Origin of the sequence: Exiguobacterium sp. R-17 (genome assembly GCF_049913315.1) — a bacterium.
GTDB lineage: Bacteria > Bacillota > Bacilli > Exiguobacteriales > Exiguobacteriaceae > Exiguobacterium_A.
This window is the reverse complement of the sequence record NZ_CP184372.1, coordinates 270,009-296,271: the sequence shown is the minus strand read 5'-3', so window position 1 is coordinate 296,271 and position 26,263 is coordinate 270,009. Positions and strand designations below refer to the sequence as shown.

Annotated in this window: 25 protein-coding genes; 8 read left to right on the top strand and 17 right to left on the bottom strand. The window is 47.4% G+C overall.

Going from position 1 to position 26,263, the window contains the following annotated elements; all coding sequences use genetic code 11:
- The first annotated feature begins 181 nt into the window (after positions 1-181).
- Positions 182-1,186, top strand: coding sequence for a hypothetical protein (locus tag ACN9MT_RS01665; RefSeq protein ID WP_426272646.1), 1,005 nt, complete (start codon positions 182-184; stop codon positions 1,184-1,186).
- Positions 1,187-1,242: 56 nt separating this feature from the next.
- Here ACN9MT_RS01665 and ACN9MT_RS01660 read toward each other — a convergent pair whose 3' ends face one another.
- From ACN9MT_RS01660 to ACN9MT_RS01650, 3 genes are all read right to left on the bottom strand, one after another.
- Positions 1,243-1,728 carry a FixH family protein gene (locus ACN9MT_RS01660; RefSeq protein ID WP_426272645.1) on the bottom strand — a complete coding sequence of 162 codons (486 nt, stop codon included), beginning with the start codon at positions 1,726-1,728 and terminating at the stop codon, positions 1,243-1,245.
- On the bottom strand, positions 1,721-3,088 hold the full coding sequence (locus tag ACN9MT_RS01655; RefSeq protein ID WP_426272644.1) for a PepSY-associated TM helix domain-containing protein: 1,368 nt from the start codon (positions 3,086-3,088) through the stop codon (positions 1,721-1,723). The genes ACN9MT_RS01660 and ACN9MT_RS01655 overlap by 8 nt, the downstream gene beginning before the upstream one ends.
- A 273-nt stretch (positions 3,089-3,361) precedes the next feature.
- A complete protein-coding gene (locus ACN9MT_RS01650) occupies positions 3,362-3,943 on the bottom strand; it encodes a DedA family protein (RefSeq protein ID WP_313489447.1) in 582 nt (193 codons plus the stop codon).
- Between the two features lie 271 nt (positions 3,944-4,214).
- Here ACN9MT_RS01650 and ACN9MT_RS01645 point away from each other — a divergent pair, with 271 nt between their 5' ends.
- Positions 4,215-5,000 (top strand): NUDIX domain-containing protein, encoded by a 786-nt coding sequence (locus tag ACN9MT_RS01645; protein ID WP_329469880.1) that lies wholly within the window; start codon positions 4,215-4,217, stop codon positions 4,998-5,000.
- A 48-nt stretch (positions 5,001-5,048) separates the two neighbouring features.
- Here ACN9MT_RS01645 and ACN9MT_RS01640 read toward each other — a convergent pair whose 3' ends face one another.
- Positions 5,049-5,897 carry a VOC family protein gene (locus ACN9MT_RS01640; RefSeq protein ID WP_426272643.1) on the bottom strand — a complete coding sequence of 283 codons (849 nt, stop codon included), beginning with the start codon at positions 5,895-5,897 and terminating at the stop codon, positions 5,049-5,051.
- Positions 5,898-6,018: 121 nt separating this feature from the next.
- Between ACN9MT_RS01640 and ACN9MT_RS01635 the strand changes: the two genes are divergently transcribed.
- Both ACN9MT_RS01635 and ACN9MT_RS01630 read left to right on the top strand, forming a co-directional pair.
- Entirely contained in the window at positions 6,019-6,369 is a 351-nt protein-coding gene (locus ACN9MT_RS01635; protein ID WP_035411270.1) for a winged helix-turn-helix transcriptional regulator, read from the top strand.
- Positions 6,370-6,473: 104 nt separating this feature from the next.
- A complete protein-coding gene (locus ACN9MT_RS01630) occupies positions 6,474-7,256 on the top strand; it encodes a nucleotidyltransferase domain-containing protein (RefSeq protein ID WP_426272642.1) in 783 nt (260 codons plus the stop codon).
- A 51-nt stretch (positions 7,257-7,307) separates the two neighbouring features.
- Here ACN9MT_RS01630 and ACN9MT_RS01625 read toward each other — a convergent pair whose 3' ends face one another.
- From ACN9MT_RS01625 to ACN9MT_RS01615, 3 genes are all read right to left on the bottom strand, one after another.
- The gene (locus tag ACN9MT_RS01625) at positions 7,308-7,892 is read right to left on the bottom strand and encodes a DUF4352 domain-containing protein (RefSeq protein WP_426272641.1); all 585 of its coding nucleotides are present in this window, start codon (positions 7,890-7,892) and stop codon (positions 7,308-7,310) included.
- A gap of 167 nt (positions 7,893-8,059) precedes the next feature.
- Complete coding sequence (locus tag ACN9MT_RS01620) at positions 8,060-8,995, bottom strand: NADP-dependent oxidoreductase (RefSeq protein WP_375092194.1); 936 nt, start codon at positions 8,993-8,995, stop codon at positions 8,060-8,062.
- Between the two features lie 112 nt (positions 8,996-9,107).
- Positions 9,108-10,577, bottom strand: coding sequence for a methyl-accepting chemotaxis protein (locus ACN9MT_RS01615; RefSeq protein ID WP_426272640.1), 1,470 nt, complete (start codon positions 10,575-10,577; stop codon positions 9,108-9,110).
- A 154-nt stretch (positions 10,578-10,731) separates the two neighbouring features.
- Here ACN9MT_RS01615 and crcB (ACN9MT_RS01610) point away from each other — a divergent pair, with 154 nt between their 5' ends.
- Positions 10,732-11,130 carry a fluoride efflux transporter CrcB gene (gene crcB / locus ACN9MT_RS01610; protein WP_035411280.1) on the top strand — a complete coding sequence of 133 codons (399 nt, stop codon included), beginning with the start codon at positions 10,732-10,734 and terminating at the stop codon, positions 11,128-11,130.
- Positions 11,131-11,481 carry a fluoride efflux transporter CrcB gene (crcB, locus tag ACN9MT_RS01605; protein ID WP_329469871.1) on the top strand — a complete coding sequence of 117 codons (351 nt, stop codon included), beginning with the start codon at positions 11,131-11,133 and terminating at the stop codon, positions 11,479-11,481.
- A 47-nt stretch (positions 11,482-11,528) separates the two neighbouring features.
- Here crcB (ACN9MT_RS01605) and ACN9MT_RS01600 read toward each other — a convergent pair whose 3' ends face one another.
- The 10 genes from ACN9MT_RS01600 to ACN9MT_RS01555 form a co-directional block, all read right to left on the bottom strand.
- Positions 11,529-12,383, bottom strand: a complete 855-nt coding sequence (locus ACN9MT_RS01600; protein WP_426272639.1) for a DegV family protein — start codon at positions 12,381-12,383, stop codon at positions 11,529-11,531.
- A gap of 70 nt (positions 12,384-12,453) precedes the next feature.
- Positions 12,454-13,485, bottom strand: coding sequence for an aldose epimerase family protein (locus ACN9MT_RS01595; protein ID WP_035411287.1), 1,032 nt, complete (start codon positions 13,483-13,485; stop codon positions 12,454-12,456).
- An 89-nt stretch (positions 13,486-13,574) separates the two neighbouring features.
- Complete coding sequence (locus tag ACN9MT_RS01590; protein WP_426272638.1) at positions 13,575-15,251, bottom strand: LytS/YhcK type 5TM receptor domain-containing protein; 1,677 nt, start codon at positions 15,249-15,251, stop codon at positions 13,575-13,577.
- Between the two features lie 177 nt (positions 15,252-15,428).
- Positions 15,429-16,751 (bottom strand): hemolysin family protein, encoded by a 1,323-nt coding sequence (locus ACN9MT_RS01585; RefSeq protein WP_056064026.1) that lies wholly within the window; start codon positions 16,749-16,751, stop codon positions 15,429-15,431.
- 36 nt (positions 16,752-16,787) lie between these two features.
- Complete coding sequence (locus ACN9MT_RS01580; RefSeq protein ID WP_035411297.1) at positions 16,788-17,156, bottom strand: MerR family transcriptional regulator; 369 nt, start codon at positions 17,154-17,156, stop codon at positions 16,788-16,790.
- 154 nt (positions 17,157-17,310) lie between these two features.
- Entirely contained in the window at positions 17,311-19,446 is a 2,136-nt protein-coding gene (locus tag ACN9MT_RS01575) for a (Fe-S)-binding protein (protein ID WP_426272637.1), read from the bottom strand.
- A gap of 268 nt (positions 19,447-19,714) precedes the next feature.
- Entirely contained in the window at positions 19,715-20,152 is a 438-nt protein-coding gene (locus tag ACN9MT_RS01570; protein WP_313489430.1) for an NUDIX hydrolase, read from the bottom strand.
- A gap of 55 nt (positions 20,153-20,207) precedes the next feature.
- The gene (locus ACN9MT_RS01565) at positions 20,208-20,627 is read right to left on the bottom strand and encodes a hypothetical protein (RefSeq protein WP_426272636.1); all 420 of its coding nucleotides are present in this window, start codon (positions 20,625-20,627) and stop codon (positions 20,208-20,210) included.
- Positions 20,617-21,039: a DUF1934 domain-containing protein gene (locus tag ACN9MT_RS01560; protein WP_231496909.1), complete on the bottom strand. Its 423-nt coding sequence runs from the start codon at positions 21,037-21,039 to the stop codon at positions 20,617-20,619. The genes ACN9MT_RS01565 and ACN9MT_RS01560 overlap by 11 nt, the downstream gene beginning before the upstream one ends.
- 108 nt (positions 21,040-21,147) lie before the next feature.
- The gene (locus ACN9MT_RS01555) at positions 21,148-22,848 is read right to left on the bottom strand and encodes a glycoside hydrolase family 13 protein (protein ID WP_056064035.1); all 1,701 of its coding nucleotides are present in this window, start codon (positions 22,846-22,848) and stop codon (positions 21,148-21,150) included.
- Positions 22,849-23,198: 350 nt separating this feature from the next.
- Here ACN9MT_RS01555 and ACN9MT_RS01550 point away from each other — a divergent pair, with 350 nt between their 5' ends.
- Together ACN9MT_RS01550 and ACN9MT_RS01545 are read left to right on the top strand one after the other, a co-directional pair.
- Positions 23,199-24,635 carry an NAD-dependent succinate-semialdehyde dehydrogenase gene (locus tag ACN9MT_RS01550; protein WP_035411314.1) on the top strand — a complete coding sequence of 479 codons (1,437 nt, stop codon included), beginning with the start codon at positions 23,199-23,201 and terminating at the stop codon, positions 24,633-24,635.
- Positions 24,632-26,260 (top strand): acetolactate synthase large subunit, encoded by a 1,629-nt coding sequence (locus tag ACN9MT_RS01545; protein WP_426272635.1) that lies wholly within the window; start codon positions 24,632-24,634, stop codon positions 26,258-26,260. Before ACN9MT_RS01550 ends, ACN9MT_RS01545 begins: the two co-directional genes overlap by 4 nt.
- The last annotated feature ends 3 nt before the right edge of the window (positions 26,261-26,263 follow it).

The window sequence follows — 26,263 nt, the reverse complement described above, 5'->3', positions numbered from 1 at the left end:
GGTTTTATCCTTTTACATTTTTTATTTAAAATATTTTTTAATCAGAAATAAATTTATGTAGTATTTCATTATTTTTAGTTTTTATTTACTCATTTCACGAAACACTCGACTTATTTTCTAATCAATTCATTAGAATCTTCTTATAACCGCATCTTTTATTTTTTAGAACAGGAGTGGAATCATGAAACGAATCGTCATTGGCGCAGTACTTGCTTCACTCGTCGTCTCGCAAGCAGTCGGACCTGTCGAAGCAAAAAGTAAAGCGAAGAAAAAGCCTGTCGTGCAAGTCGATCGAGACAAAAATGGGATTCCAGATGCTTGGCAAAAACAATATCATTTGGGATATGGAAAACAAGTCGCAACAAAAGATCACGATCGCGATGGTCTAACGAATGCACAAGAGTATCAACTTCGCCTCAACCCAACAAAATCGGATTCGGACCGCGACGGAATCAAGGATGGGAAAGAGGATTCGGACCGCGACTTACTTACGAATCAACAAGAATACACAGCGCATCTAAATCCGTTGAAGAAGGATTCCGATCAAGATGGTATTTCTGATGATAAAGAAGATCAAGACAAAGATCGATTGACGACACGAGAAGAATTCATCGTGGGTACGCAGCCACTGAAAAATGATTCAGATCGTGACGGCATCAAAGACAATGAAGAAGACCGGGATCGAGATACGCTTATCAACGAAGATGAGTTTGAACTCGGTTCTGATCCAACAAAAGCCGATAGCGATCAGGATGGAACACGAGATGATCAGGAAGATACGGATCATGACGGCGTTCGAAATAATCAAGAACTCAAGCGGATCATGATTAAAGTAACGGATACGAACAAGAAAAAGTTCGAGTGGCGCTACAGTAATGAACACCAACGGAAAGAACTCCGTTTTAAAGATGAGATTGGCATCACTGATGTCGCGACGTTAAAAGACCGCCTTCTCGTCACGCCATCGATGACGGAAGAGGAATTATTAACGTTAGTCGCACAGGCACTTCAATTGCCAAACATTAAAACATTACAAGTCCAAGTCAAGTTCTACAATGGACAAGAGCTTGAATCGGAAGATGAACACGCGGATGACGATGGTGCATCGGATGATTCTGGGGATGAAGGCGATGACGATTCCGATGATCATGGCGATGATCATGGTGGTCACGGTGATGATGATTGATCCTCAATACACAAAGAGAGAACGGAAAATTCCGCTCTCTCTTTTTGATGCCTCTATTAGTGATGGTGACCGCTACTTCCACCAGCGGGTTTTGCTCCACCTTGTAAGATTTTTAAATCCTGGGCCGACAGTTTTCCGACGATGAATTGCCGTGTCGGCATGATCATCGCACCTTCACTGCTCGCATGCGCTTTGACATAATACAAGCCGGATTTCGGTAATGTCTTCGCAATCGTGTAGACACCCGGCTTCGTCTCTTCTGCCGGTTCCATACTATAGCGGACTGTTCCGTCTGCTTTCCAGATTTCGAAGTGGACATAGTCGACTTTTTGAGCCGGTTTCGCTTCACGCCAAACCGTCGCTTCAAACGTTTGCTTCTTCTTAGCATCTGGCTGTAAGTCCTTCGGTATCGTGAATTTGATTGATAACGGATGAACGACTGTGTACTGCTCCGCCGCATCGGAATCAACAGCGCAACCCGCAAGACTCGTCGTCGTGACGAGGAGACCACCGATCAAAAGTAATTGTATCGATTTACGCATTGAAGAACCTCCTCACACTTGGAATACGACGGATGATGAGGAAATCGAGTAGCCAGACAATGAGTAATGAGAGTCCAACAAGCGGGAACAAAATACCGAGTACGACGAGCACGGCAAGGAATCCTTTCAACATGAATGCTTTCGGTCCTTTCGGCGCCCCCATCCCCTTGCTTGGTTTCCGCTTCAACCACAGATAGAAACCGCTGACTGCAACAAGAATGATGCCAAGACAAATCAGCAGACTGATTAACTGGTTGAACCAGCCGAACTCTGTTCCTTTGTGAAGCGTGATTCCGGTCGCGACGATTTTACCGACGACGCCATAGTTGTCATAGCGGTAATCGGCGAGCACGGCACCTGAATATTGATCGAGATGAATCGTCGCTTCATCCTGTGCCTTCGCTGGAAACGCGGACAGCGTATAGACTCCACTCGGATCACTCGGGATGCTGATCTTAAAGCTTGGGTCTATCCCTTGTTGTTTGCCGATCGCAACGATATCATCAATCGAAGCTGGGACGGCTCCTTCGACTTTCGATCGCGGAACATCAAGTGTTTCGGCAGCCCACGGGACTTCTGCGATATCCTTCGTTTGAAGAGTTGACTTCGGTGCTTCCCCACCCCAGATGGACGGTGGATAACCAAGCCCTTGGTTCGTGACGAGTGACTGGAAGTTCGTCCCCCAGAAGCCAGACCACGGAAGACCTGTCAGGATGAGGAATAACATTCCTGCTGTGATCCAGAATGCCGGAACGGCGTGGAGGTCACGACGAAATAACTTCTTGCCTTGACGAAGACGTGGGAACAAAACACCTGACAGCCCCTTTTGCTTACGCGGGAACCACAAGAATAATCCTGTCACGATCAAAACAATCGCCCAACACGCAACAAGTTCGACAATCCGGTCGCCTGTCGTTCCTGCCATCAGCTCTCCGTGGATCTCTTCGATTTTGTTCATGATCCGGTCATCATCCGGTAATGTTCCAATGATCTTACCGGAATACGGATTGACGAAGACCGTCGCCGATATTTTAGGTGACGAGATATTCACTTCACTTGATCGGTCGTCGGATTCACCCGGTCGGTATGACGTGACGAGCGCGTCCGGATACTTCGCTTTAACGCGATTGATTTGTTCCGTCGCAGTGATGCGATCTGCTTTTGGTGTAACGTCATAATACGATTGATACAGGACGTTTTCGATTTGTGGCTTAAATAAATAGATCGATCCTGTCACAGCAAGCATGACGAGGAACGGTGCAAAGATGATACCAGCATAAAAGTGCCATCGCCAAATCGTCCGATAAGCAGAAGAAGTCGGTGCTTTTTTGACCGTCTCTTCCGTCTGCATGAGATTCATATGTATCCTCCTTCGACAGGAAATATGTCCACTCTGTGAACACCTCTTAGTATAAGCGTTTACAATCCCTTTCCATCCACTGGCTTGTGACGATAAATTGCCAATCCAGTGTGTAAACCACGTTGCTTTTAAGAAGTGATGTGCGTCATTTTTTGACAATGATTTCACTTCTTTGATGGATTATTTCTTATTTCAAAAAACTATCCTTATTTATAAAACCAAACTTTATCCAAAAAAGCGAATCCATTATCGGATTCGCCGTTGTATTTAGATTTACATCGAGGACTCTTCTTTCAACGATTCCTTTTGACGATGATGATGGACGATCCCGATGACTGCTGCTCCAATAAGGATCATGATGATTGATCCGATGACGCCAGGATTCACCTGTAGCCAGTTCCACAGTTCCGACCAGGTCACAGCTTCTCCGATTCGAATGATGATGAATGTCCATAGTCCCGTATAGACGCCTGCTGCTAAGAACGTCATCGCTAAATAACGCGGTAACGGATAACCGAGAAGTCCAGCGACATAATGAATCGGATGTCTGACGCCGGGTAAGAAAAATGATAGTCCAATTGCCCATAACCCGCGTCGTTCGATAATTGCTTCTGCTCGTTCTAAGAAACGGGACTTCATCCAGCGTTTGACGAGTGGAATTTCTCGAAAGAACCGGGCAAGCAGATAAAACCATGTAAAAGCGATAAAGAAAATCGGCCATGCCGTCAACCAGATGACGACCGGATACATTCCTTCTCTTAAACGCAGTGCTGCAAACCCCATCATTAAGACATCGTCCGACAATGGGGTAAACATGATTCCGCCAGCTAGGCGGACGAGTGCCATGATATCCATCACATATCCCTACTTTCTGTTTCTCTCTATATTCAGTATCCCCGATTTTTCTAAAGTTGAGCCCCGTCCGTTTCTTAAGTTCTTCTTTAGCTGTACTTTTTTGAGCAAAATAAATCGTCATCGATTTCGGAAAGCCTGTTACGTCATATGAATGGGTTCAGCCCCTTTTCATAAAAAATCCTTTTTCCACCTCGAGAAAAAGGGTTTCATCCGTTCGTTCGAGAAGGGGTACAACGTACATCCGAACGCTCATCTGATAGGAGGAATTTCCATGTTGCATCGCCGGAAGACCTATACGATTCGTCCCGAACGCCTAGAAGAATTTACTGAGTTTTTTCATACCTACCTGTATCCGCTTCAAGTCAGTCATGGTGCCCGTCTCGTTGGTCGCTGGGTGACGGAAGCAGAAGATGAAGTCATCGCTATCTGGGAATACCGCGACCGTGAACATTACGAACAAGTCGATCGTGATGTCCGAAACAGTGCCTTACGCCGTGAAGCGATGAAGAAACGCGCGCGCCTCGGCAAAAACCTCTATATCAAATCCTATGAAGATTTCATGACGTCGACTGGTACGTACGCTCCCCCTCGCGCGATCGTCAGCGTGACCGCGTACATCACAAACGATGCCGGTGAAGTCCTGCTCGTTCGCAACCTCCACCGGGGTGATACGTATGAGATGCCGGGTGGACAAGTCGAAAATCATGAGTCGATTCTTGACGCGATCAAACGAGAAGTCAAAGAAGAAACCGGGATTGATGTCACAATCGATGGAATTACCGGTATCTATCAAAACGTCTCAAGTCATGTCCTTTGTGTCTGTTTCCGCGGAAAATACGTCGGTGGTGAACTTACGACACAAGAAGGCGAAACGACGGATGTCGGCTTCTTCCCACTGACACGTGACTCGCTGAGTGAATACATCAAACGGGATCATTTCCAGTTGCGGACGCTCGACGCCATGGATCCGCACTACTTCCCGCATGCCTTATATAAAGTCAGACCGTATGAGCTGATCAGCCGGTATGACGGTAATGCAACGTCATCTTCACGATAAAACAAAAAATCCCCTTGCAGATTTTTCTCTACAAGGGGATTTTTTCAGTTATGTTGTCAATCGAGCAGTGATTCCAGCATCATCGGTGACATAGACAGCATCTGTTTGATCCGTAACGGTATAAGCAGAAGACTTCAACGTCTCGATTGCTGCACGGAGCGTCGCTTGATCCGGATAACGCAGTGTCCAGTAGACAAGCCCGACCGCATCTTGCGGATTCGTCGGTGCGTCAACTCCCGACCAGACGTTCAGACCGATATGATGATGGTAACCGCCAGCAGCGACGAACAACGCACGCATTCGCGAAGCGTCAGCCGCAACCTCAAAGCCGAGCGTATCGACATAAAATGTCCGCGCTGCTTCCAGTGTCTTGACGTGGAAATGGACATGTCCCATGACGGTCTCGGCCGGCATACCATACCAGTCTTCTTCTCCAGCTTCGACGAGCATACTTTGCCAATCGACAGGATCGGTCGTCATCTTGACATCTCCATTTGCTTCATACGTCCACGTCTCACGTGGACGATCGGCATAAATCTCGATCCCGTTCCCATCCGGATCCGATAGATAAAAGGCTTCACTGACAAGATGGTCACCTTGACCAATCTCAATCCCTTGTTCGATCAAATTGCGGATGACGAAACCGAGTTCTTTTCGGTTCGGTAGCAAAATCGCAAAATGGTATAACCCGGCAACCGAGTTCGGTGGGAAACGGCGGGCATTCGGATGAACTTCGAGCTCAACGAGTGGTGTACCTTGTGCGCCAAGAACTGTTAGCTGATCCGTTTGTGTCAGTACACGTAATCCGAGTGATGCTGTATAAAATGAAACGGAACGGTCAAGATCCGTGACGCGTAAACGAACGGGACCAAGTGTAATCTGTGGGTGAATCGACATGTTGTTTCCTCCTTCAATGAAATAGCTTGTACCTCTATTATTACGCGGAAGTGATGGAAGCGGAAGTAGGCACGAATAAGTGGTATAGTATCCTAAACGATACCATGAAGGAGGAAGACCGATGGAAGAGACACCAAGCTGTCGAGTCGAGACCGCACTCGAAATCTTGACCGGAAAATGGAAACCGTCGATTTTACTCGTCTTGATCACACACGGAACGCTCCGCTTCAGTGAATTGAAACGACAATTGCCGAACATTACGCAAAAGATGCTGACAGCTCAATTGCGCGAGCTCGAACTAAACGATATCGTGCATCGCGAGATTTACCAAGAAGTCCCGCCACGCGTTGAGTATTCGCTGACGGATTACGGTCGGACACTTATCCCGGTTCTTGACGCCATCAATGCATGGGGCGAACAGCACGTCATTCATCTTGAAAATAAAGAAAAAGTAGCTTCTGCCTCCCAATGAGAAATCCATTTCGATGTGATTTCTCATTTTTGTATGGAATAAACTGTCTATTCCCCCGTATACTAACCTAATAGACTTCTGTTTTCGGAAAGGAATGAGTCCTCATGAATCAACTCCATGCAATCGAGCAACTCGTTGCTCGGCTCAAACAAGATCCTGCAGTCGAAGCCATCTTCTTGAAAGGATCCTTCGGACGAGGAGAAGAAGACGTTCATTCAGACATCGATCTGTACTGTCTCGTCTCGGAAGAACGCCAAACGAAATTTTTATCACGTCGACTGTCCCACCTCTCTGTTTATCGCCCCATCATCTGGAAAGATGAGATCGACATCATCGCACCACAGATGATCGTCGTCTATGATGATTTGTTACATATCGATTTATTCACGGTGACGCTTGATTCGCTAAACCATAAGGATCAATTGCGTGTCCTGTACGATCCAAAACAGCAATTGACGGACTTTACGGATACTTGCGACTTGACGCTTTCCGCACAAGAAGCGACCGATGAAGCGATTGATGCCGTCTGGTTTTTATTCCAATACAAAAAAGCAGCGGCACGGGGAAACGACTTATGGGCAGTCGAGATGCTCCGGAGCGCCTTGATCAAGTTCGCGAAAGTCTTGCTTCATCACCATACTCCAGATCGGGCGCAGCTCGGATTAAAGACGATTCCGACGACATTGCCTGACGGTCCACGCCTTTCTCTTGAAGCAATCTATGAAGTCTTGACACCCGCAACGCATGCTGAAGCGGCTCAACGTTATCTGGCATGTCTAGAGACTGAACGGAAGACACTCGATCGGACGCTCGTCACGCATCCCGAAACACTCGACTTACTCGATCGATTAACGCATGAACTATCGATGCAACAAGTAAAACGATAACAACAAAGGAGTAGCAGGCATTTGCCTGCTACTCCTTTGTCTGCTCACCTATCATCGTGTCAATTGAATCTCTTTTGATTGTCCACCTGCCCAGCCAAAACCGGATGAGACTTCAAGCTTCGGATTTTTGACCTGTTTCGGTAATTCAAAGACGATGTTGCCGGTTTTTTCGATATTCGGGTTGATCGTCTCTAGGAAGAAGCCCATGCCGTCTTCATTCGCATAGAGATCGAGTTCCGTATCGGCTGAATACTCGGTATCGCCGACATTGACTTTAAACATGTTGCTATCGACGAAGCGCTCTTCCTTATCTCCATTTAGAATCGTCAGACCGATGACTAAGAATTGTCCTGATGTTTTCTTTTCGCCAAGGACGTTCGATAACGTGTCGACCATCTTGACGTCATTGACGACGTACGTCAATTTACCGACTTTCACCCGATCATTGATGCCGTAGGTTTTGTTGACAGGTTTTGCGGCAGCTTTCGCTTTCACTGGTTTTGCTTCTGATTTGACTGCTTCTTGTTCGACCTCTACTTTTTTCTCTGGTGTTGCTTGTTCTTCATCATCTCCTAGATTTCCAAGGATGACTGCTCCGATTACGATGATTCCTGCCCACTTCAATCCTTTTTTCATGTTACTTCCTCCTTTTAATGTGGCTGACTCACGTCTGATAGCCCTAGTATAGGAAGAAGCAACCCCTTATCCTTTACACTTTTTTAACCAGGTTATTTTTTGTTTATGGTTTGATAAAAAGATTGACAAAAATAAAAGAGAACGCTGATTTCAGCGCCCTCCTCTTCTTATTCTCCTTTGACCCGGATGACGATTTTGCCTTTTGCATGTCCCTCTTCGCCATAATCATGCGCTTCCTTGATTTGGTCGAGATCAAAGATCCGGTCGACGACGGGTTGTAGCTCGCCACGTTCGACGGCTTTAGCGATATGTTGCAAACGCTCACCGGTCGGTTGCATGAAGACATACGCAGAACGCGCATTATGTTGCTTCGCTTGCTCCTCATCGGGTGGTGTTGAAATCGAGACGAGCATGCCGTTCGGCTTCAGCATCTGATACAGTTCCCCTTGCTTGTCGCCGCCCATCGTGTCAAAGACAAAATCGACGTCGCGAATACGATCCGCCGGATTTTCCTGTTTGTAGTCGATGACTTCGTCGGCTCCAAGTGCTTTTACCCAATCGACGTTTTTTGTACTCGTCGACGTAATGACGTACAAACCGTTCGCTTTCGCAAGTTGAATCGCAACCGTTCCGACGCCCCCTGATCCGGCACCAATGAAGATCCGGTCACCCGGCTTCGCATCCATCACTTCGAACATAACCTGCCATGCTGTATGCGAGACGAGTGGAAGAGATGCTGCTTCAGCAAAACTGAGCGATTCTGGTTTTTTCACGACAAGATGCGCATCGACTGCGACGTACTCCGCATACGTCCCTTGACGGGCGATTTCCGGACGACTGAAGACGGCGTCCCCGACTTGAAGATCGGAGACGTTTTCTCCGACTTCCTGAATCACGCCAGCAACATCCCAACCGATGACGAGCGGCATTTCGTAGCTCAACATCTGACGCAAGTATCCTTCTCGTAACTTCCAGTCGACCGGGTTCACACTTGCGGCATAGACTTCGATTAACACATCATCCGGTCCGATGACTGGTTTCTCCAGTTCTCCGACCTTGAATTGTTCCGATCCACCATACTGTTCAATGTAAGCTGCTTTCATCCGTTGACTCCTCCTTCGATAATCGTTCCCTATCTTCTTCCCCGTCCGTTCCACCGACAAACAGTCTGAAGATCGACAACAGCTCCCCACCAATCGATGAGGAGCTGTTTCGTTAACGATTCGTTTGCTGCAAGGTGGATGCCGTCTCGTTCAAAGCATGAATCGCCTGTTGCAGTTCCATGACCTGTCCGACTTGGTGACGTGTCAGACCGGATAACGATTCACTTTGCGCGAGCAAGCCGTTCATGAACGTATCAAGTTGACCAGTTGCTGTCGTGATAGCAGTAAGACTGCTCGTCATCGTCGCGAATTGGATCTGCGCCGACTGAATCGAACCGACGACTTCGGTCGCATCCGTTTCAATCGTTTGCAGCGCCAACTGACTCTCTGCCATCCGTTCTTCCTGCTCACGTAACAAGGTCGTACTGGCATGAATCGAGTTGCCGGTTTGTGTGACGTCCTGCTCAACACGTTCAATGATCGTATTGATTTCCTTCGACGCTTCTGCCGTCTGTGATGATAGATTACGAATTTCTTGCGCAACGACCGTAAAACCTTTTCCGAACTCGCCCGCGCGAGCCGCTTCGATCGACGCGTTAAGACTAAGCAGATTCGTTTGCGTCGCAATCGCGTTAATACTCGACGTGATAGCGACGATCTCCTGGAAACGCCCAGCGAGCTGTCCGAATGACGTGACCGATTCATCCATGCTTGTCGTCAATTGTTGCAGCGATTGTCCGGCAAGACCGATCGTCTGCCTGCTTTGTTCAGCTGTTGTCCGCGATGACGAACTCCGCTCGAGCGCACGGTCGACTGATACCGTTACCTCTTGCATCCGGTTAACTTGTTGTTCGTTCAGTTGACGGATTTCACGAATCGCTTGGACGCTGCCTGCCGCTTCACTTGCCAGCTGTTGCATCGCTAGATCGACCTGACTGAAGGAATCCTTCGCCGCGTCGACCGTCTCACTCATCTCTTCTGTGAACGTCGTCACTTCCGTTGCCGTTGCTGCCGTTTGCTCAAGGGCGACTTGCGATGTTGCCGCGTAAGCTTCCGACCGTTCCTGTTCTTGGCGGACTGCCAGCATGACGTTCCGTCCGAAGACGGCAACGAAGACAGCCGCTGAGAAGATCATCAAGTAGATGACATATGCGACGATCAAGTCAAATGTGTTCGTAAAAACAATCGTACCGTTGGCTGTGAATAACGCCATTTCAAGTAGTCCGAAGATCCCAGCCAGAACGACGAGACGCGGAATCAAATAGACGATCGAAATCGTCAAATAAAGATAAGCAATCGTCCAGATACTTAGGGACGGTAATGTCGTCAAAACCAAGGCGAGGACGAGATACGTTAATGTCACTTGAACATATTTCCCACTCGGACGATGTCCGAGGAGGCGGTTGCCGACCAGCAACGCGACCGTCAAGATCAGACCACCGACTAAAAACTGATAGAACACACTGATGGGAACGTAATTCATTTGGGCAAATACGAAAATCAACGGATGCGCAATTGTAATCAACGTTGCAATCAGACGGGATAAAATCTTTGTACTTTGTTGCTCGAGGGCAGATACCATCTTGTTCAAACTCCTTCATCATAGTAAAGTCATACAATTGTTCATCGGCAGAAAGAATTCAATCGTTAAGTCCCTCGGATGACTTTTTTTCTTGACGCTTTCTTGAGAGCGGGAGTACGTTTAACGTAGACTTTTTTCAGAAAAGAGGATTCCTATGCTCTATGTACTCGTAGGTCTCGCAGGTGTTCTCGGTGCCTCTGCACGTTATGGACTTGGACTGCTGATTGGCGACTTTACGACCGGTCCGTTTCCGTGGCCGACGCTTGCGATCAACTTGATCGGTAGCTTTCTGCTCGGCTATGCGACACACTTCCTATTTCGAACGAAACTCTTGCATCAATATGCGATTACAGCTATTGGAACGGGCTTCATCGGCTCATTCACGACATTTTCGACATTCAGCGTCGAGACTGTGACCTTATTTAACGAACGTCATTTAGCGGATGCGTTCCTCTACGTACTCGTCAGTCTATTCGGCGGTCTATTCCTGTCTTATGTCGGTTACGCGCTCGGAACACGACGACTGCGGCACGTGACGAAAGGACGTGAGTGAATGGAATTACTCGCCCTTGCCATCGGTGCTTTTTGTGGAGCCATCAGTCGTTTTGCTGTCAGTCAATGGATCAAGACGATGTGGAAACGTGAATTCCCACTAGCCACATTCCTCATTAACGTACTCGGCTCATTTTTGCTTGGTCTCGTCATCGGTTCACATCTTGATACGACCTGGACGTTACTGCTTGGTACCGGCTTTCTCGGGTCGTTTACGACGTTCTCGACGTTCAAGATTGAAACGTTACAGCTCTTACAAGATGGAAACCGTAAAGTACTCGCCTTCTACTTGATATGCAGTTATGGATTCGGAATCCTCGCTGCCTTTTTCGGTATCACCTTGACCGCTTGATTAAAAAAAGAGGCGATGGAAAAATCCATCGCCTCTTACATGTAATTTTAATCATTCATCCAGAACAGACCGACCGTCTCTGCTCCGGCATGTGTCCCAATTGCCGGTCCGAACGTGCCTTCAAGAATCGTCAGATCCGGGAATTTCGCTGCGACCTGTTGGCGCAGTTCTGCTGCCATTTCGGGTGCCATCGTCGTCGCAACATATATCCGGTTCTTATAGAACGTGTGTTGACGCATCGACTCATCGATTTGTTTGACCATCTCGATGTAGGCTTTCTTAAGAGAACGCGCTTTTTTGAATGGTACGACTTTTCCCGCTTCATCCGTCGTGATGATCGGTTTGATGCTGAGTAAGTTCGCAAGGAACAGGTCTCCTGACGAGACACGTCCACCGCGACGCATCGTCTCCATATTACCGACGATCATATAAAAATGGGTCTTTTTCGTCAATGCTTGTAACGCCGCAACGATTTCTTCGACCGATTTCCCCTGTGCCTCAAGTTCCATTCCGTAACGAATGAATTCCTGTTGGTTTTCGAACGCGGTATGGGAATCGATGATATAAACCGGGAAGCTTGCCGCTTCCGCTGCTGATGCTGAGCTTTGAACGGTACTTGATAAGCCATTCGTACAATGTACTGCAATCGCGCAGTCATATCCTTCTTCTTTTAGCCGTTCGTATGTCCCGACGAACTCACCAAAGATCGGTTGTGAAGTTTTTGCAATCAGCTTTTTGTCCGCATCCAGGGCACGAAACAGACGCTCGACCGTAATGGCATTCTCTTGATACGCCGTATCACCAAGTAAAATTTGAATCGGCACGACATTGACGCCGATCGCTTCCGCCTCTTCTTTCGTGAAATAGGCCATACTATCGGTCACCCATGCAATTTTAGTCATTTTCCTTAGCCTCCGTTAGATTCTTCTCGCTCTATCCTACCATATACAGGAGTGGAAATCGCAAGATACCTCATGACATCATCTGAAAATGAAACGATGTACGCTTATGATAGTGCTCACCGGCACGCAAGACAACGGAAGGGAAATCTGGTTGATTGATCGCATCCGGTAGCCCTTGTGTCTCAAAACAGATGCCCAGGTACGGCGTTGCCCGTCTTCCACAAATCGTGAACTCGCCTGACAAGTGATTGGCCGTGTAGACGACGACCCCCGGTTGGTCGGTTACGACCCGTAACCGCCGCCCGCTGATTGGTTCGTCAAGAACGATTTCCCCACCTTCTCTAAGCAGGAAGGGATGATCCACCCCGCTACCCGCTTGACGAAGTTGTTCGTCTGGTGCGTGTGTGACTTCATGTAGAAAACGGGCATCGAGAAAATCAAAAACGGTGTCTGTTACCGGGAGAATGTCACCGGTCGGTACGGCATCTTTCGTCAACGGAATATAAAAAGGGGCGTCCATTCGCAGGACGTGCTGTTCGATTGTCGTCTTCGCCTCACCCGTCAAATTGAAGTACGTATGATTCGTCGGACTGAACGGTGTCGAGGCCGTCGTCTCCGCTTCATAATGAACATGCAGGACGTTCTCGTCTGTCCATTCGAAGGTCAACTCAAACGATAAGTGACCTGGGTAGCCGTTCTCTCCATTCGGACTATCTAATCGTAGGACAAGTCGGTCATCGTTGATTTCGTGCGTGAACATCCGGTTCGCCCAATTCTCGCTTCCCCCGTGAAGATGATGCTCGCCTTCATTTTGTTCAAGTACATACGTCATTCCTTCGAGCGCGAACGCTCCGTTCGCGATTCGTCCTCCGACACGTCCGATCGTTGCGCCTAAATGGTGTGGATCATCCTGGTATTCTGACAGGTCATCAAATGCGAGTACGACGTTTTCAATCATCCCTTGCTGATCTGGAACCCGTATCGCAAGAATTTTTGCGCCTCGGTTCAAGATATCGACACTATGTCCATGAACATTCTCTAACGTGAACCGTAACAAGTACTGATCTCCTAGTTGACCCACTTCTGTTGTCGTAATCATCATCTGCTTCCTCCTGTACAATACGTTTTGCTGTTTTCCTATTTACCCTTGAAGCAACACAAAAAAACAACAGTAGCAAAGTGCCACTGTCGTCAAGGCGATGGAAAAGGTAGCCGGACTTCGATTCGTGTTCCTTGATGGATAATGGAATAGACGCGTAGTGACGCAGCCGGACCATATGTCACCTCCAGTGCGCGTCGAATCAAGAACAGATTCGAATCACCTGATTCTTTTTGATCCAGTTGTTGCATCACAGCAAACGGCATTCCTTGCCCATTGTCTGCGACTTCGATGACCCAACCCGTCGTCGACTTAAAGGCGCGGACATCAATCCGGTGATGCCGTCCTGCCTTTACGAACGCGTGACGTAGTGCATTATCGACAAGCTGTGTCACGAGGAACGGGAAAACGAAGTATTCCTCAACGGAAGTCTCGATGTCGAGATCGACCGTGATATCAGCGGATGTCAATTGATTCGGACGGCGGCGTGTACCTTCGAGCGATAGATAAGCTTTTAGCGTCGCTAGTTCCTCACGCAGTGGATGTTCATCGTGCCGCGTCGCTGTCGTCAAAAGTTGAAGCAACGCATTCAATTGATGTTTTACAGGAGTTCCGGGATCGGCTGTCCGCTGAATTTCTTCGATGATGCCTTTGAGATAACTGACGTGTAACATAGGTTTCATCTTTCTACCGCTTAATCGGAGCAACTGCTCTTCTCGGTGCATGTATAACTCTCGTGCTAATAAACGGACAAGTTGTTCCGTCATTCGCTCGACCGTATCGTCAAATAGATCTTTCGAGAAATAACAGATGACACCCGCCTTTTGACCGTTGATGCGTATTGGATGAAAGCTTAGAATCTGTCCCGTCAGTTCATCTTCCTGTCGGACGGGTTCTTCTGCCTCAATCCATTGTTGTTCCTCACGTCTCGGTTGTTCGCCACAGACAGCAGGTTGCTGTTCCGTCATATCAATGACGACTTCCGTCGCTCCGAGCAAGACGACACGTTGCATTTTCGTCTCCTTTAATAATGTCGCTCCGATTTGTCGGGCGACTTCTGACGTCAATCCCTGCTTTCGTAAAGGTTGCAACGCTTGTAATAAACGATCAGAACGCTCCGTTTGTCGGACGAAGAGATCACCTTCGAGTCGAAGTTGCGTTCGTAAAATCATGATAAACAGTATGACACCACATGTGTTCGCGAATAATAGCGGAAACACCGCATGACTGATTAAATCAAGCGCCTGCGTCGTGTCTGGAGCCAGCAACAACGTGATTCCACTTTCAAAGAACAATGCGGCTAAGACGATGCCGACTGGTGGAATCAAGGCATAGTCATCCCGTAAACGCCAACGTTTCCGGTACCATCCACTCACGAGCCCAGCTACCATCGCAATGATCCAACCTGCTTCTGCCCCTAGAGAACCGAGTAAATAGCGGTGCAACCCGACTAGACATCCTGTGATCCCACCGACGATTGGTCCACCGATCAGACCGCTCGTCACGATGACTGCTAAACGTGTATCAAGTAATAAAGCATCCTTTTTGACGGATAACCCGAGTAACGGATCGATCGTTGTATCATTCGAAAGCACGATTCCCGCATAGTTCATTAAAATACCAGATGATACGAATGCTAAAAGAAGTGGTACATTCATCCCGCGGTCCATCTTGAATATGTATCGAGAAATGCGCCACTGGGACAATAGAAAGGCTAACAGTGCTAACATACCTAAACGACTCAGTAAGAATGGAATCTGATCAAGCACGGAATACCTCCTCGTTTCATAGGACGCGAATCGACAATACGGTAGTTGTAGATTACATTCCCGCTCACTCCGCCATTCTCCTATCATGACCGCTGAAAGTTCACACAATCCGCAAGTTCTTGATTTTTTGACTGATGTGATATAAAAAATCGGCTCCTCGATGAGGAACCGACCATCTTATCCTTCTGCTTCTACTTGTTCAGCTGGATGCAACCAAATCTTGACGCGATTGATTTGATAGTTCTCCATCTCCATTACTTCAACCGAAAAGTCTGGTGTATCGATGTGCTCACCGGGTTGAAGATCAATGTTGTGCATCTGAATCCAGCCGCCGATCGTATCCACGTCCTCGACGTTCGTAAATCGAATGTTGAAACGTTCTTCTAAATCCACGAGTAATACAGTACCGTCCAGTAAAAATTCGTCAGATTTGATTTGTTCGATTTCTTCGACTTCATCTGCATCGAATTCATCACGGATTTCGCCGACGATTTCTTCGAGTAAGTCTTCCATCGAGACGAGTCCTGCTGTTCCACCATATTCATCGACGACGAGTACGAGATGTGTCCGGGTCCGTTTCATCTTCCGCAATGTGTCCTGAAGTGATGTTACTTCAGAAACGACCGGTAGTTCCTTGACGTAATGTGTCACCGGATGTTCGTTCCCGTTCGCAAAATCCGTCAAGACTTCCTTGACGTTGACGTATCCAAGAATCCGGTCTTTATCGTTCTCTTCTGTGACCGGATAACGCGTATACGGATTGTCCATGAAGATTTCCATCAGTTCATTCTTCGTCAAACGTTCCGAGATCGTCTCCATCCGCATTCGTGGAACCATTAAGTCTTTGACAATATGCTCGTCAAAGGCGAAGACGTTCTGCATGAGAGCAAGTTCCGTCTGATTGATTTCACCACTTTGGAAACTTTGCGCCATGATGATTTTCAATTCATCTTCTGAGTGGGCTTGTTCATGTCCTGCTGGTTTGACACCGAACAGACCAAGGAACAGGCGTGCTGAACCGTTGAGTAACCAGATGAACGGATACATGATCTTCCCGAACACATACAGCGGACGAGCAAATAACAATGTCATGCGTTCTGCATACTGAATCGCGAGTGTCTTCGGAGCAAGTTCGCCGATGACGACGTGTAAGAACGTTACGGATACAAATGCGATACCAAACGACAAGAGTGTTGAAACAGCAGCAGAGATCCCGAAGTCATCGAAGACCGGATGCAAGATCTTTTCGACTGTCGGTTCTCCAAGTGCCCCAAGACCGAGTGCCGTGACGGTAATACCGAGCTGACAGGCAGACAAGTAATAATCAAGATCACCGGCGATTTTTTTCGCAAGGACCGCACTTTTATTGCCTTCCTGGATCATCTGATCCAAACGCGACATTCGCACTTTGACGACAGCGAATTCCGATCCGACGAAGAACGCCGTCAACACGATCAACAACACCACTAAAAATAAATTGATGAATAATATAGTATCCAAAATCCCCTAAACAGGGGTCACCTCCATTGTTTTGTATTAAAGCTGTGCAATCAGAGAAGCAATCAATGTCAGACGTCGGGACAGTTCTAAGCGAATCGCTTGTTTTTCGACTTCCGTCGACTGCAACAAACGTTGCTCGAGTCCTTCAACCGTTGTCTGTAACTGTTGTACTTCCTGATAAATCGTCTCTCCTGTTTTTTGTTCTCGTTCCGTAAAAGAAGCAAGAATCTCTTGCAGGGAAAGCCGTTGAGACTTCAAATATTCAATCTTTTCGATTTGATGAATGACCGATTCGTCATACAAACGGTAGCCCGATGCAGTACGCTCTGATGTTAAGAGACCGAGTGATGTGTAGTAATCAATCGTTCGTTTTGATAAGCCGGTGGTCTCCGCGACCTGACCGATTCGAAGTAACGCCTTCCCAAAAGATTCTCACCTCCTTGCCATAGTTAGTCTTTTTATTTTATCATGTCAAAACCATACAGTAAAACGTCATGCTTTTAATAAAAAAACGATTACTCCCGTTGATACGAGAATAATCGCTTATACACTTCTAATTTTAAACTGTGGCAATTGGCTCTTCGACCGCTATACCAACGATCGACCGTTCTAATAATTCGACGACATCATACGTGGCGACTGCTTCATCCACTTCCTTCGCCTTCGTACCGTCACTAAGCATCGTCAAACAGTACGGACATGCTGACCCGATGACGGATGGTTGGACGGTCAACAATTGTTCCGTCCGCGCGACGTTGACACGTGCACCAACTTTTTCTTCTTGCCACATCATGCCGCCACCAGCACCACAACACATGCCTTTTTCACGGTTACGTTCTGTCTCGACGAGTGTGATGCCTGGAATCTTCTCGAGAATATAACGCGGTGCGTCGTAAATATCATTGTATCGACCGAGGTAACACGAATCGTGATAGACGACCCGCTCTTTGACTTCATGTAACGGTGTGATGCGTTTCTCATCAATCAGACGAGCGAGCAATTCGGTATGGTGATAGACTTCGACATCCGGACTAAGTCCGAAGTCTGGATACTCATTTTTGAATGTATTGTAGGCATGCGGATCAATCGTGACGATCTTTTTGACGCCATACTTCTCAAATGATTTGATGTTTGCTTCCGCGAGTTCTTGGAACAAGACTTCGTTACCGATTCGACGTGGTGTATCGCCCGAGTTCTTCTCGTCATTACCGAGAATCGCAAACGAGATATTTGCCTCGTTCAGAATACGGGCAAACGCCATCGCGATTTTTTGACTCCGGTTATCGTACGATCCCATCGCACCGACCCAGAAGAGGTACTCGAACTCTTCGCCTGCTTTCTTCTTTTCTTTCGCTGTCGGAACGACGAGTTCATCACGGTTTTTCCGCCAGTTTTCGCGCTCTTTTCGGTTCATCCCCCACGGATTACCTTGACGTTCGATGTTTGCCATCGTCCGTTGCATTTCCGGATCCATCTTGCCTTCCATCATGACGAGATGGCGACGGAGGTCGATGATTTTATCAACATGTTCGTTCATGACCGGACACTGATCCTCACAGTTTCGGCACGTCGTACACGCCCAAATTTCTTCTTCCGTAATGACGTTCCCAATCAATGAATCCGGGACGATATCCATCTGTCCGGCTGCTGCGAGCGCGGCAATCTGATTTCCTTGCGATCCTTCGAACGCAAAAGCAGGTGCCCATGGTGAACGTTGTGTGATGGCTGCCGTTTTCATATTAAGATGGTCCCGTAATTTAACGATCAAATCCATCGGTGACAACATCTTCCCAGTTCCGCTTGCTGGGCACATGTTCGTACAGCGACCGCACTCGACGCAGGCATATAGATCAACGAGTTGCTTTTGATTGAAATCTTCAATCCGATTGACCCCGAAGCTGAATTCCGCTTCGTCGTCTTCTGCTTCTTCCATGACGGATAGATCAATCGGTGCCAAACGACCAACCTTCGATGTCCGACCGAGCCAGACGTTTGCTGTACCGGCAATCAAGTGCGCATGCTTACCTTGTGGGATGTAGACCATGAAGCTAAGTAGGAACAAAAGATGCGCCCACCAGAAGAAGACGAATAATCCGAAAGCGACCGATTCCGGTACCCAGCCGAATAAGAACGCAATGCTTGAAGCGACGGGTTCACCGAGCGTCGAGTGGTTCTCATAAACAAGGAAGAATCCATTTCCGAAGAGGACGGCAACCATCAAGCCACCGATGAAGATCAAGGCAAGACCTGCTAAGAAATTTCGCTTCAGACGGACGAGCTTCTCGACATACCGGCGATAAAAACCCCAGACGACGGCAATCAAGATGACGAGCATGACGATCTCTTGAAAGAATGTAAAAAATGGATAAAGTGGACCGAGCGGGACATGCGGAAAACGCTGACCGACGGCAAGTCCTTTCCAGATAAAATCAATCGCTCCGAATTGAACGAGTAAGAATCCATAGAACATCATGACGTGGATGGCGCCACTTTTCTTATCTTTTAATAGTTTCTTTTGACCAAAGACGTTAACTAAAACTGCGTCTAGTCGTTCTTTATTCGTCAGCGTCCATTCCGCCTTTTTCCCCCGTTTAATGGCGGCATAACGACTTTTGACGAGTGATGTGAACAGATAGCCTGCATAACCGATGACGAGTAGGAAGGCAATCCAGTTAATGATTAAAAACGTATTCATGTTCGAACAAACCCCTTTCCCCCTAAAGCAGTTGTGTTGAAATGAGTATAGCATATAATGAATGACTATTCATTCATAAATTTTTAAATAAATTCCCTTTCGATTGATTGGCTCAATATGATTTAAAAAATGAGTTGAATCTATTAAAAGTAAATTGTCACGTGCGATTGTTCGATAGACATGCTTAGCAAGATTTCCTTCGTCTAATAGGACATTCTAAGCAAAAGAACGGATACATTCCTTCATAAGGATGATCCGTTCTTTTTGCTTACCACTTCATCTCTTCAAACATATAATAACCTTTGTGTTGTTCTGTTAAGTAGGTATACAACGGAAGACGGACATCCTCACTTGTGATGTATTCCGTTAGCTCCCTTTGATTGATCCACTTCGTCTCGCTAATTTCTTCATCAGGATCATTCGGATCGAGTACTCCGCTCACCTCGCAATCAAAATAAGTGACGAGACTGTGCGCTTGATAAGTTGGCATGAAGTTCTCCGTCAAGAAGGCAAACGACGATGATGTGACTGCCAAGCCAGTCTCCTCAGCAACCTCACGACGAAGTGCTTGCTCGAGTGTCTCCCCAGCTTCAATCTGTCCACCGGGTAAGCTCCACCGATTGTCCTGATCCGATTGATTGTTGACAATGAGCAGTTGATCGCCCTTCCGGATGATCGCGACGATGATTCGATAGAGTGGATACATGACGTTTCCTCCTAAAAAGACCACCTTATCTAAAACAAGATGGTCCACTGATTGTTTATTCTAGACCGAGCGACTGTGGCAGACGGACTGCACGTGCGAAGGCATTTTTATAATCCTTTTTCGCGACTAACTTTTCGACTTCACGGATCGCTGGATGCTGTTCGTCCGCAAACGCACCCAGGATCGTCAAGTAACGCTCGTATACTTGATCGTCTTCCTGACGTGCTTTCAAAAGCGCTGTATACAGCATGACGGTATCTTCACCGTATAAGACAGGTAATTCTTCATTGATTAAAAGTAGCGTATCGATTGACTCCGGATCGACCTTCGGATTGTATTCCGTGATGACATGCTCTGCGAGTCCTTCGAGTTGATCACGCCATTCGTTGTAGCGCGGCTCATCGTTCTCGAGCCACTCGAACCATTCCTCTTCCAACATCTGTTCCATTTGACGTACTGTTTGTTCAAATGCCATTCGTCTCACTCCGTTTCCAAGTTAAATCAATCGTATACGTACCGACTGCTTGTCCATTCATTTTTAATGTATAGCGAAACTTCATCTGCTGCGGTTTCATCTCAATCGTCTCCGTGTCTGTCTCCATCAACATTTGACCGAACTGACTGCCATACTGGCTTTTAGTCGTCTCTTTTAAAATGAAAACATGATGCATCGCAACAGGACCTTTACGATTCAGGGCGATCTGGTCTTTTGACCATTTGATCGTCGTATCAATCGGTTGTTCATCCGGTTGAACGAATTTCACGGCAAAACCATCCTTTGTTTCGAACAACGTGCCGTCCGCCTCAAGTTCGACCGATTCACGCATCGGACCATCTTCAATCGTCGTCACCTGTCGTAATGACACCGAGTACTTTACTGGTTTCACTTCTATCACCTCATCGTTTAGCGTACACGATTTTTTCGTCTGATGCATCTTCTGCTTACGCACAACAAAAAAACGGATTCGATGTACTTCGAATCCGTTCAAAACATATTAGCGCACACGGTACAGACGAGCTTCGAATGGACGAAGTTCCAGTTCTGTTCCTTCGTGGTGCATCGTCGGATAGTTGCCAAGCAACATATTATCCGAATGCAAAATGATATCCGTATCGATTTCTGCTGTTTCGCCTTTTAAGTTCGTAACGATCAAGAACTGTTCGTCACCAAGCGTCCGTGTATAGGCATAGACTTTCGTATCTTCCGGTAAGATGAGATCATACGCACCATAAATCAATGTCTCTTCCATCTTACGGATTTGAATCATTCGTTTATAGAAGTTCAAAATCGAGTCTTCGTCTTGTTCTTGTGACGCAACATTGATGTCCGCGTAGTTCGGGTTAACACCGAACCATGGGGATTGATTCGAGAAGCCACCATTTTGCTCGTTCGTCCATTGCATCGGTGTACGTGAGTTATCGCGGGACGAGTTCCAGATGACTTCCATGATTTCCTCATGTGTCTTCCCGGAAGCGAGTTGCATCTCATACATGTTTTTCGTCGCGACGTCATCATAATCCGAAATATCCGGGAACTGAACGTTCGTCATCCCGATTTCCTGACCTTGATAGATGAACGGTGTGCCTTGCATGAAGAAATACATCATCGCAAGCGACTTCGCGCTCTCTTTCCAGTACTGTTCCTCGTCACCCCAAAGGGAGACCGAACGAACCTTATCGTGGTTTTCGAGGTACAACGCATTCCAACCGGTCGCTTCAAGTCCTTTTTGCCACTTCGTCAGCACTTGTTTCAGTTTGACGACGTCGACGCCTTTTTCCGCATCTGCGCGCCAGAGATCCATGTGCTCGAACTGGAAGACCATGTTCATCTTGCCGTTCTCTTCTCCGACCCAAAGGTCTGCTTCTTCCGGCGAGACGCCGTTTGCTTCCCCAACAGTCATGATGTCGTATTTCGAGAATGTCTCATCCTTTAGCTCTTCAAGATACGCATGGATGCCTTCGACGTTCATATGCATGTCAAACGACGGCACATACGGCATACCAAGTGGGTTCGGGAGATCGCCGAACGACTGATCCTTGTTGATGTGACTGATCGCATCGATTCGGAAACCATCGATGCCTTTATCAAGCCACCAGTTGATCATTGTATAGACCGCTTGACGCATATCGCGGTTTTGCCAGTTCAAGTCTGGCTGACGACGGGAGAAGACGTGCAGGAAGTATTGCTCCGTCTTCTCGTCATATTCCCATGCTGATCCACCGAAGATACTTTCCCAGTTGTTCGGTTCTCCTCCATTGATCGCATCTTTCCAGATGTACCAATCGCGTTTCTCGTTGTCTTTTGACGAACGCGATTCAAGGAACCATGGATGTTCATCAGATGTGTGGTTGACGACGAGATCAAGTAACACTTTGATGTCTCGTTTATGCGCTTCTTCCATTAAGAGATCGAAGTCTGCCATTGTTCCGAACTCATCCATAATGTCTTCATAGTCACTGATATCATATCCGTTATCATCGTTCGGTGACTTGAACATCGGACAAATCCACAAAACGTCGACGCCAAGATCCTTCAAGTAATCCAGTTTTGCGATGATACCCGGAATATCGCCGATTCCATCGTTATTTGCGTCATAAAAGCTGCGTGGATAGATTTGGTATGCTACTGCTTCTTTCCACCAAGCTCGTGTAATTGTTTGTTGGGCCGTCTCAGGGCGCGGTATCATTTGTGTCATGTGTTAGAAATCCTCTCGTAGGTGAGTCATTAGTAGGAGTTAGGTATATTTGTTCGTCCTTCATTTTGTTTTTGCGCAACCGATTGCGCAAACCCTTTACTTTTATCTTATCAAATCCACTTTTAAAGTCAATGTCTCGAGGATGATTTCACCATTTCACATCAATGGGGATCACTCTTCGTTTACATCGAATATTTCAGTTGAATTTACATTACATTTACTGAATCATCCTACACTGTTTATCGGTCAATTTCTACCTTTTTGCATAACCTTTCCTTTCCAAAATGAATCTTTTTTTATTCGTTCGGGTATACCCTAACCAATGCACGTAAAAAAGGGGGATTTTCAAGATGAAGGGACAATTCTTTATTGGTGGACAATGGCTGGATCACGGACGAGAACGGACAGATGTCACGAATCCAGCAACCGGAGAAGTCGTCGGTAGCGTACCAAACGGAACAAAATCAGACGTCAATGATGCTGTCGAAGCAGCACGGAAGGCTTTTCCAGAATGGTCGAAGCGGACAGTATATGAACGCGCTGAACTCTTGGAAAAACTCTATGCCAAAATGATCGAGAAAAAAGATGAACTCGCCCGGTTAATGACGCTTGAGATGGGGAAACCGCTGGCTGAATCAGAAGGTGAAGTCCAGTATGCGGCAAACTTCGTCAAATGGTTCGCAGAGGAAGGAAAACGGGCATACGGACGTGTCATACCGACACACGATGCTTCTAAAAGACTTCAAGTCATCAAACAACCGGTTGGTGTCGTCGCCGCGATCACACCATGGAATTTCCCAGCAGCCATGATTACCCGAAAATTGGCTCCGGCTCTCGTTGCCGGATGTACGTTCGTCATCAAACCACCCACCGCGACTCCATTAACAGCACTTCGTTTACTTGAACTTTGTCAGGAAGTCGGGATTCCAGAAGGCGTCGTCAATGCCGTTACAGGTAGCGGGAAAGCACTCGGTGAATCACTCGCGACACATCCGCATGTCGATAAGATCACCTTCACTGGTTCGACCGAAGTCGGACGGACATTGATGGCTCAAGGAGCAGAGACGATCAAAGCGATGTCGCTTGAACTCGGCGGACATGCACCGATTCTCGTCTTTGATGATTGCGATCTCGATTTAGCTGTTGCGGAGACGATCAAGTCGAAATTCCGAAACGGCGGACAGACGTGTGTCTGCGGAAACCGGATCTATGTATCTGATTCGATTTATGACGCGTTCGTTGAAAAACTCGGTCAGGAGACGGCAAAATTGAAAACCGGGAACGGTCTGGATGCCGAAACAAAGATCGGTCCAATGATTAATAAAGCGGGTTACGATAAAGTTAAAAAACATGTCGATGACGCTACTTCAGCCGGTGCTCGTGTCGTCACGGGTGGAACAGGAACAACGGACGAGGAGAACGATGTCTATTATTATGAAGCAACCGTGCTCGCTGACGTAAAACCCGGCATGTTGATCATGAACGAGGAGACGTTCGGACCTGTCGCTCCCGTCCAGCGTGTCAGTTCTGATGAAGAAGCGGTTCGTTACGCCAACCAGACACCATTCGGTCTCGCTTCATACGTCTTTACGAAGGATTACGCGCGTGCCATTCGTGCAATCGAAGGGCTTGATTATGGAATCGTCGGCTGGAATGATGGGGTTCCTTCTGCTGCACAAGCACCATTTGGTGGAATGAAACAATCCGGTCTTGGACGCGAAGGCGGTAGTGAAGGACTCGAAGCGTATCTCGAGACAAAATACATCTCAATCGGTGGACTAGCATGAACGCGGCGGATTGGTTCGTCCAATGTTTAGAGGCAGAGGGAATCACGCATATCTTCGGTGTTCCCGGTGAAGAGAACATCACATTGCTCGAATCACTTAGTCGTTCGTCGATCACGTTCATCACGACGCGTCACGAAACGAACGCTGCGTTCATGGCAGCGATGTTCGGTCGCCTGAGTGGACGACCGGGTGTCTGCTTATCGACGCTTGGTCCTGGTGCGACTAACATGATGACGGGAATTGCGAGTGCAACGATGGACCATTCTCCTGTCGTTGCCATCACAGGACAAGGAGCACTATCACGGCAACATAAAGCGTCGCATCAAATGTTTGATCTCGTTGATCTATATCGTCCGGTCACGAAGTCAAGTACGTCCGTTCTGACACCAGAAGTGATTCCGGAAATCGTCCGTCGTGCCTTTGCGGCGGCACAGAGCGAAAAGCCGGGAGCGACGCATATCTCTTTCCCAGAAGACGTTGCAAAACAAGAACGAGATCAACCTGTGATTCCTGTCAAAAACGACAGTGCTCCGGCATATCTTCATCCGTTGACGATTGATGATCCGGACGTTTTACGATTGATCGAGCGATCGCAACGTCCTGTCATCATTGCCGGTTTCGGGATTCATCGTCAACACGCACTTGAGGCGTTTCGGGCATTCGTCGAACAGCTGGATGCTCCGGTCGTCGAGACAATGATGGGAAAAGGCTCCATCTCCTCACAACATCCGCTTGCCGCGCATACGATCGGTTTGCCGGATGTTGATTACAACCAACGAATTCTTGATGCGAGTGATTTAATCATTACGATTGGTTATGACATTACGGAACTGCCCCCGGAAAAATGGAATCCGAAAAAGACGCCGGTCGTTCATCTGGATACGAACCCTCACGAAATCGATGCCTACTATCCAGTCGTTGCAAATCTAGTCGGCAATCTTTCAGATGTATTGACCGTTTTGACACCACTGCTTCCAAAGCGTTCCTGGAACGGTTGGCAACGGAATCGTGATAAGTTGCGCCAAGAGATTCAAGAAACATATTCCCTCGCGCTTCCTTTACATCCTCAAAGCATCGTTCGTGAGCTCGAACGGACGGTTGGTGAAGCCGGAATGGTTTTCTCGGATGTCGGAGCACATAAAGTCTGGCTCGCTCGCCATTATCAAACGACACATCCAGATCAATTGTTCATTTCGAATGGGTTTGCTTCAATGGGCTATGGTTTATCGAGTGCACTCGCAGCCAAACTTCTCTACCCCGACCGACGTATCGTCTGCGCCGCTGGAGACGGAGCTTTTCTTATGAACGGTCAGGACCTCGAGACCGCCGTTCGTTTGAAGCTGCCACTCGTCGTATTAATTTGGCGAGACGGGACATATGGTCTCATCGAATGGAAACAACAACAAGCATATGGAAAATCATCGTACATCACCTTTGATAATCCGGATCTCGTTCAACTGGCTCATGCTTTCGGTGCGCTTGGACTTCGCGTCGGTGAACACGGTTCGCTTGCCCATTGTCTTGATCAAGCTTTCGCGAGCGATGGACCCGTATTGATTGACTGTCCGGTCGATTACCGGGAAAATCTAAAGTTAAGTGAACGTCTCCGGACGTATGGAGGGTGATAT

Bases quoted from the DNA above. Each gene is read 5' to 3' on its own strand.
- ACN9MT_RS01600 (WP_426272639.1), bottom strand. From the start codon at position 12,383: ATGACTAAAATTGCATGGGTGACCGATAGTATGGCCTATTTCACGAAA.
- ACN9MT_RS01635 (WP_035411270.1), top strand. From the start codon at position 6,019: ATGGAAGAGACACCAAGCTGTCGAGTCGAGACCGCACTCGAAATCTTG.
- crcB (WP_035411280.1), top strand. From the start codon at position 10,732: ATGCTCTATGTACTCGTAGGTCTCGCAGGTGTTCTCGGTGCCTCTGCA.
- ACN9MT_RS01570 (WP_313489430.1), bottom strand. From the start codon at position 20,152: ATGTATCCACTCTATCGAATCATCGTCGCGATCATCCGGAAGGGCGAT.
- ACN9MT_RS01630 (WP_426272642.1), top strand. From the start codon at position 6,474: ATGAATCAACTCCATGCAATCGAGCAACTCGTTGCTCGGCTCAAACAA.
- ACN9MT_RS01665 (WP_426272646.1), top strand. From the start codon at position 182: ATGAAACGAATCGTCATTGGCGCAGTACTTGCTTCACTCGTCGTCTCG.
- ACN9MT_RS01615 (WP_426272640.1), bottom strand. From the start codon at position 10,577: ATGGTATCTGCCCTCGAGCAACAAAGTACAAAGATTTTATCCCGTCTG.
- ACN9MT_RS01545 (WP_426272635.1), top strand. From the start codon at position 24,632: ATGAACGCGGCGGATTGGTTCGTCCAATGTTTAGAGGCAGAGGGAATC.
- ACN9MT_RS01620 (WP_375092194.1), bottom strand. From the start codon at position 8,995: ATGAAAGCAGCTTACATTGAACAGTATGGTGGATCGGAACAATTCAAG.
- ACN9MT_RS01640 (WP_426272643.1), bottom strand. From the start codon at position 5,897: ATGTCGATTCACCCACAGATTACACTTGGTCCCGTTCGTTTACGCGTC.
- ACN9MT_RS01650 (WP_313489447.1), bottom strand. From the start codon at position 3,943: ATGGATATCATGGCACTCGTCCGCCTAGCTGGCGGAATCATGTTTACC.
- ACN9MT_RS01565 (WP_426272636.1), bottom strand. From the start codon at position 20,627: ATGGCATTTGAACAAACAGTACGTCAAATGGAACAGATGTTGGAAGAG.
- ACN9MT_RS01595 (WP_035411287.1), bottom strand. From the start codon at position 13,485: ATGATGATTACGACAACAGAAGTGGGTCAACTAGGAGATCAGTACTTG.
- ACN9MT_RS01660 (WP_426272645.1), bottom strand. From the start codon at position 1,728: ATGCGTAAATCGATACAATTACTTTTGATCGGTGGTCTCCTCGTCACG.
- ACN9MT_RS01575 (WP_426272637.1), bottom strand. From the start codon at position 19,446: ATGAATACGTTTTTAATCATTAACTGGATTGCCTTCCTACTCGTCATC.
- ACN9MT_RS01555 (WP_056064035.1), bottom strand. From the start codon at position 22,848: ATGACACAAATGATACCGCGCCCTGAGACGGCCCAACAAACAATTACA.
- ACN9MT_RS01645 (WP_329469880.1), top strand. From the start codon at position 4,215: ATGTTGCATCGCCGGAAGACCTATACGATTCGTCCCGAACGCCTAGAA.
- crcB (WP_329469871.1), top strand. From the start codon at position 11,131: ATGGAATTACTCGCCCTTGCCATCGGTGCTTTTTGTGGAGCCATCAGT.
- ACN9MT_RS01550 (WP_035411314.1), top strand. From the start codon at position 23,199: ATGAAGGGACAATTCTTTATTGGTGGACAATGGCTGGATCACGGACGA.
- ACN9MT_RS01625 (WP_426272641.1), bottom strand. From the start codon at position 7,892: ATGAAAAAAGGATTGAAGTGGGCAGGAATCATCGTAATCGGAGCAGTC.
- ACN9MT_RS01655 (WP_426272644.1), bottom strand. From the start codon at position 3,088: ATGAATCTCATGCAGACGGAAGAGACGGTCAAAAAAGCACCGACTTCT.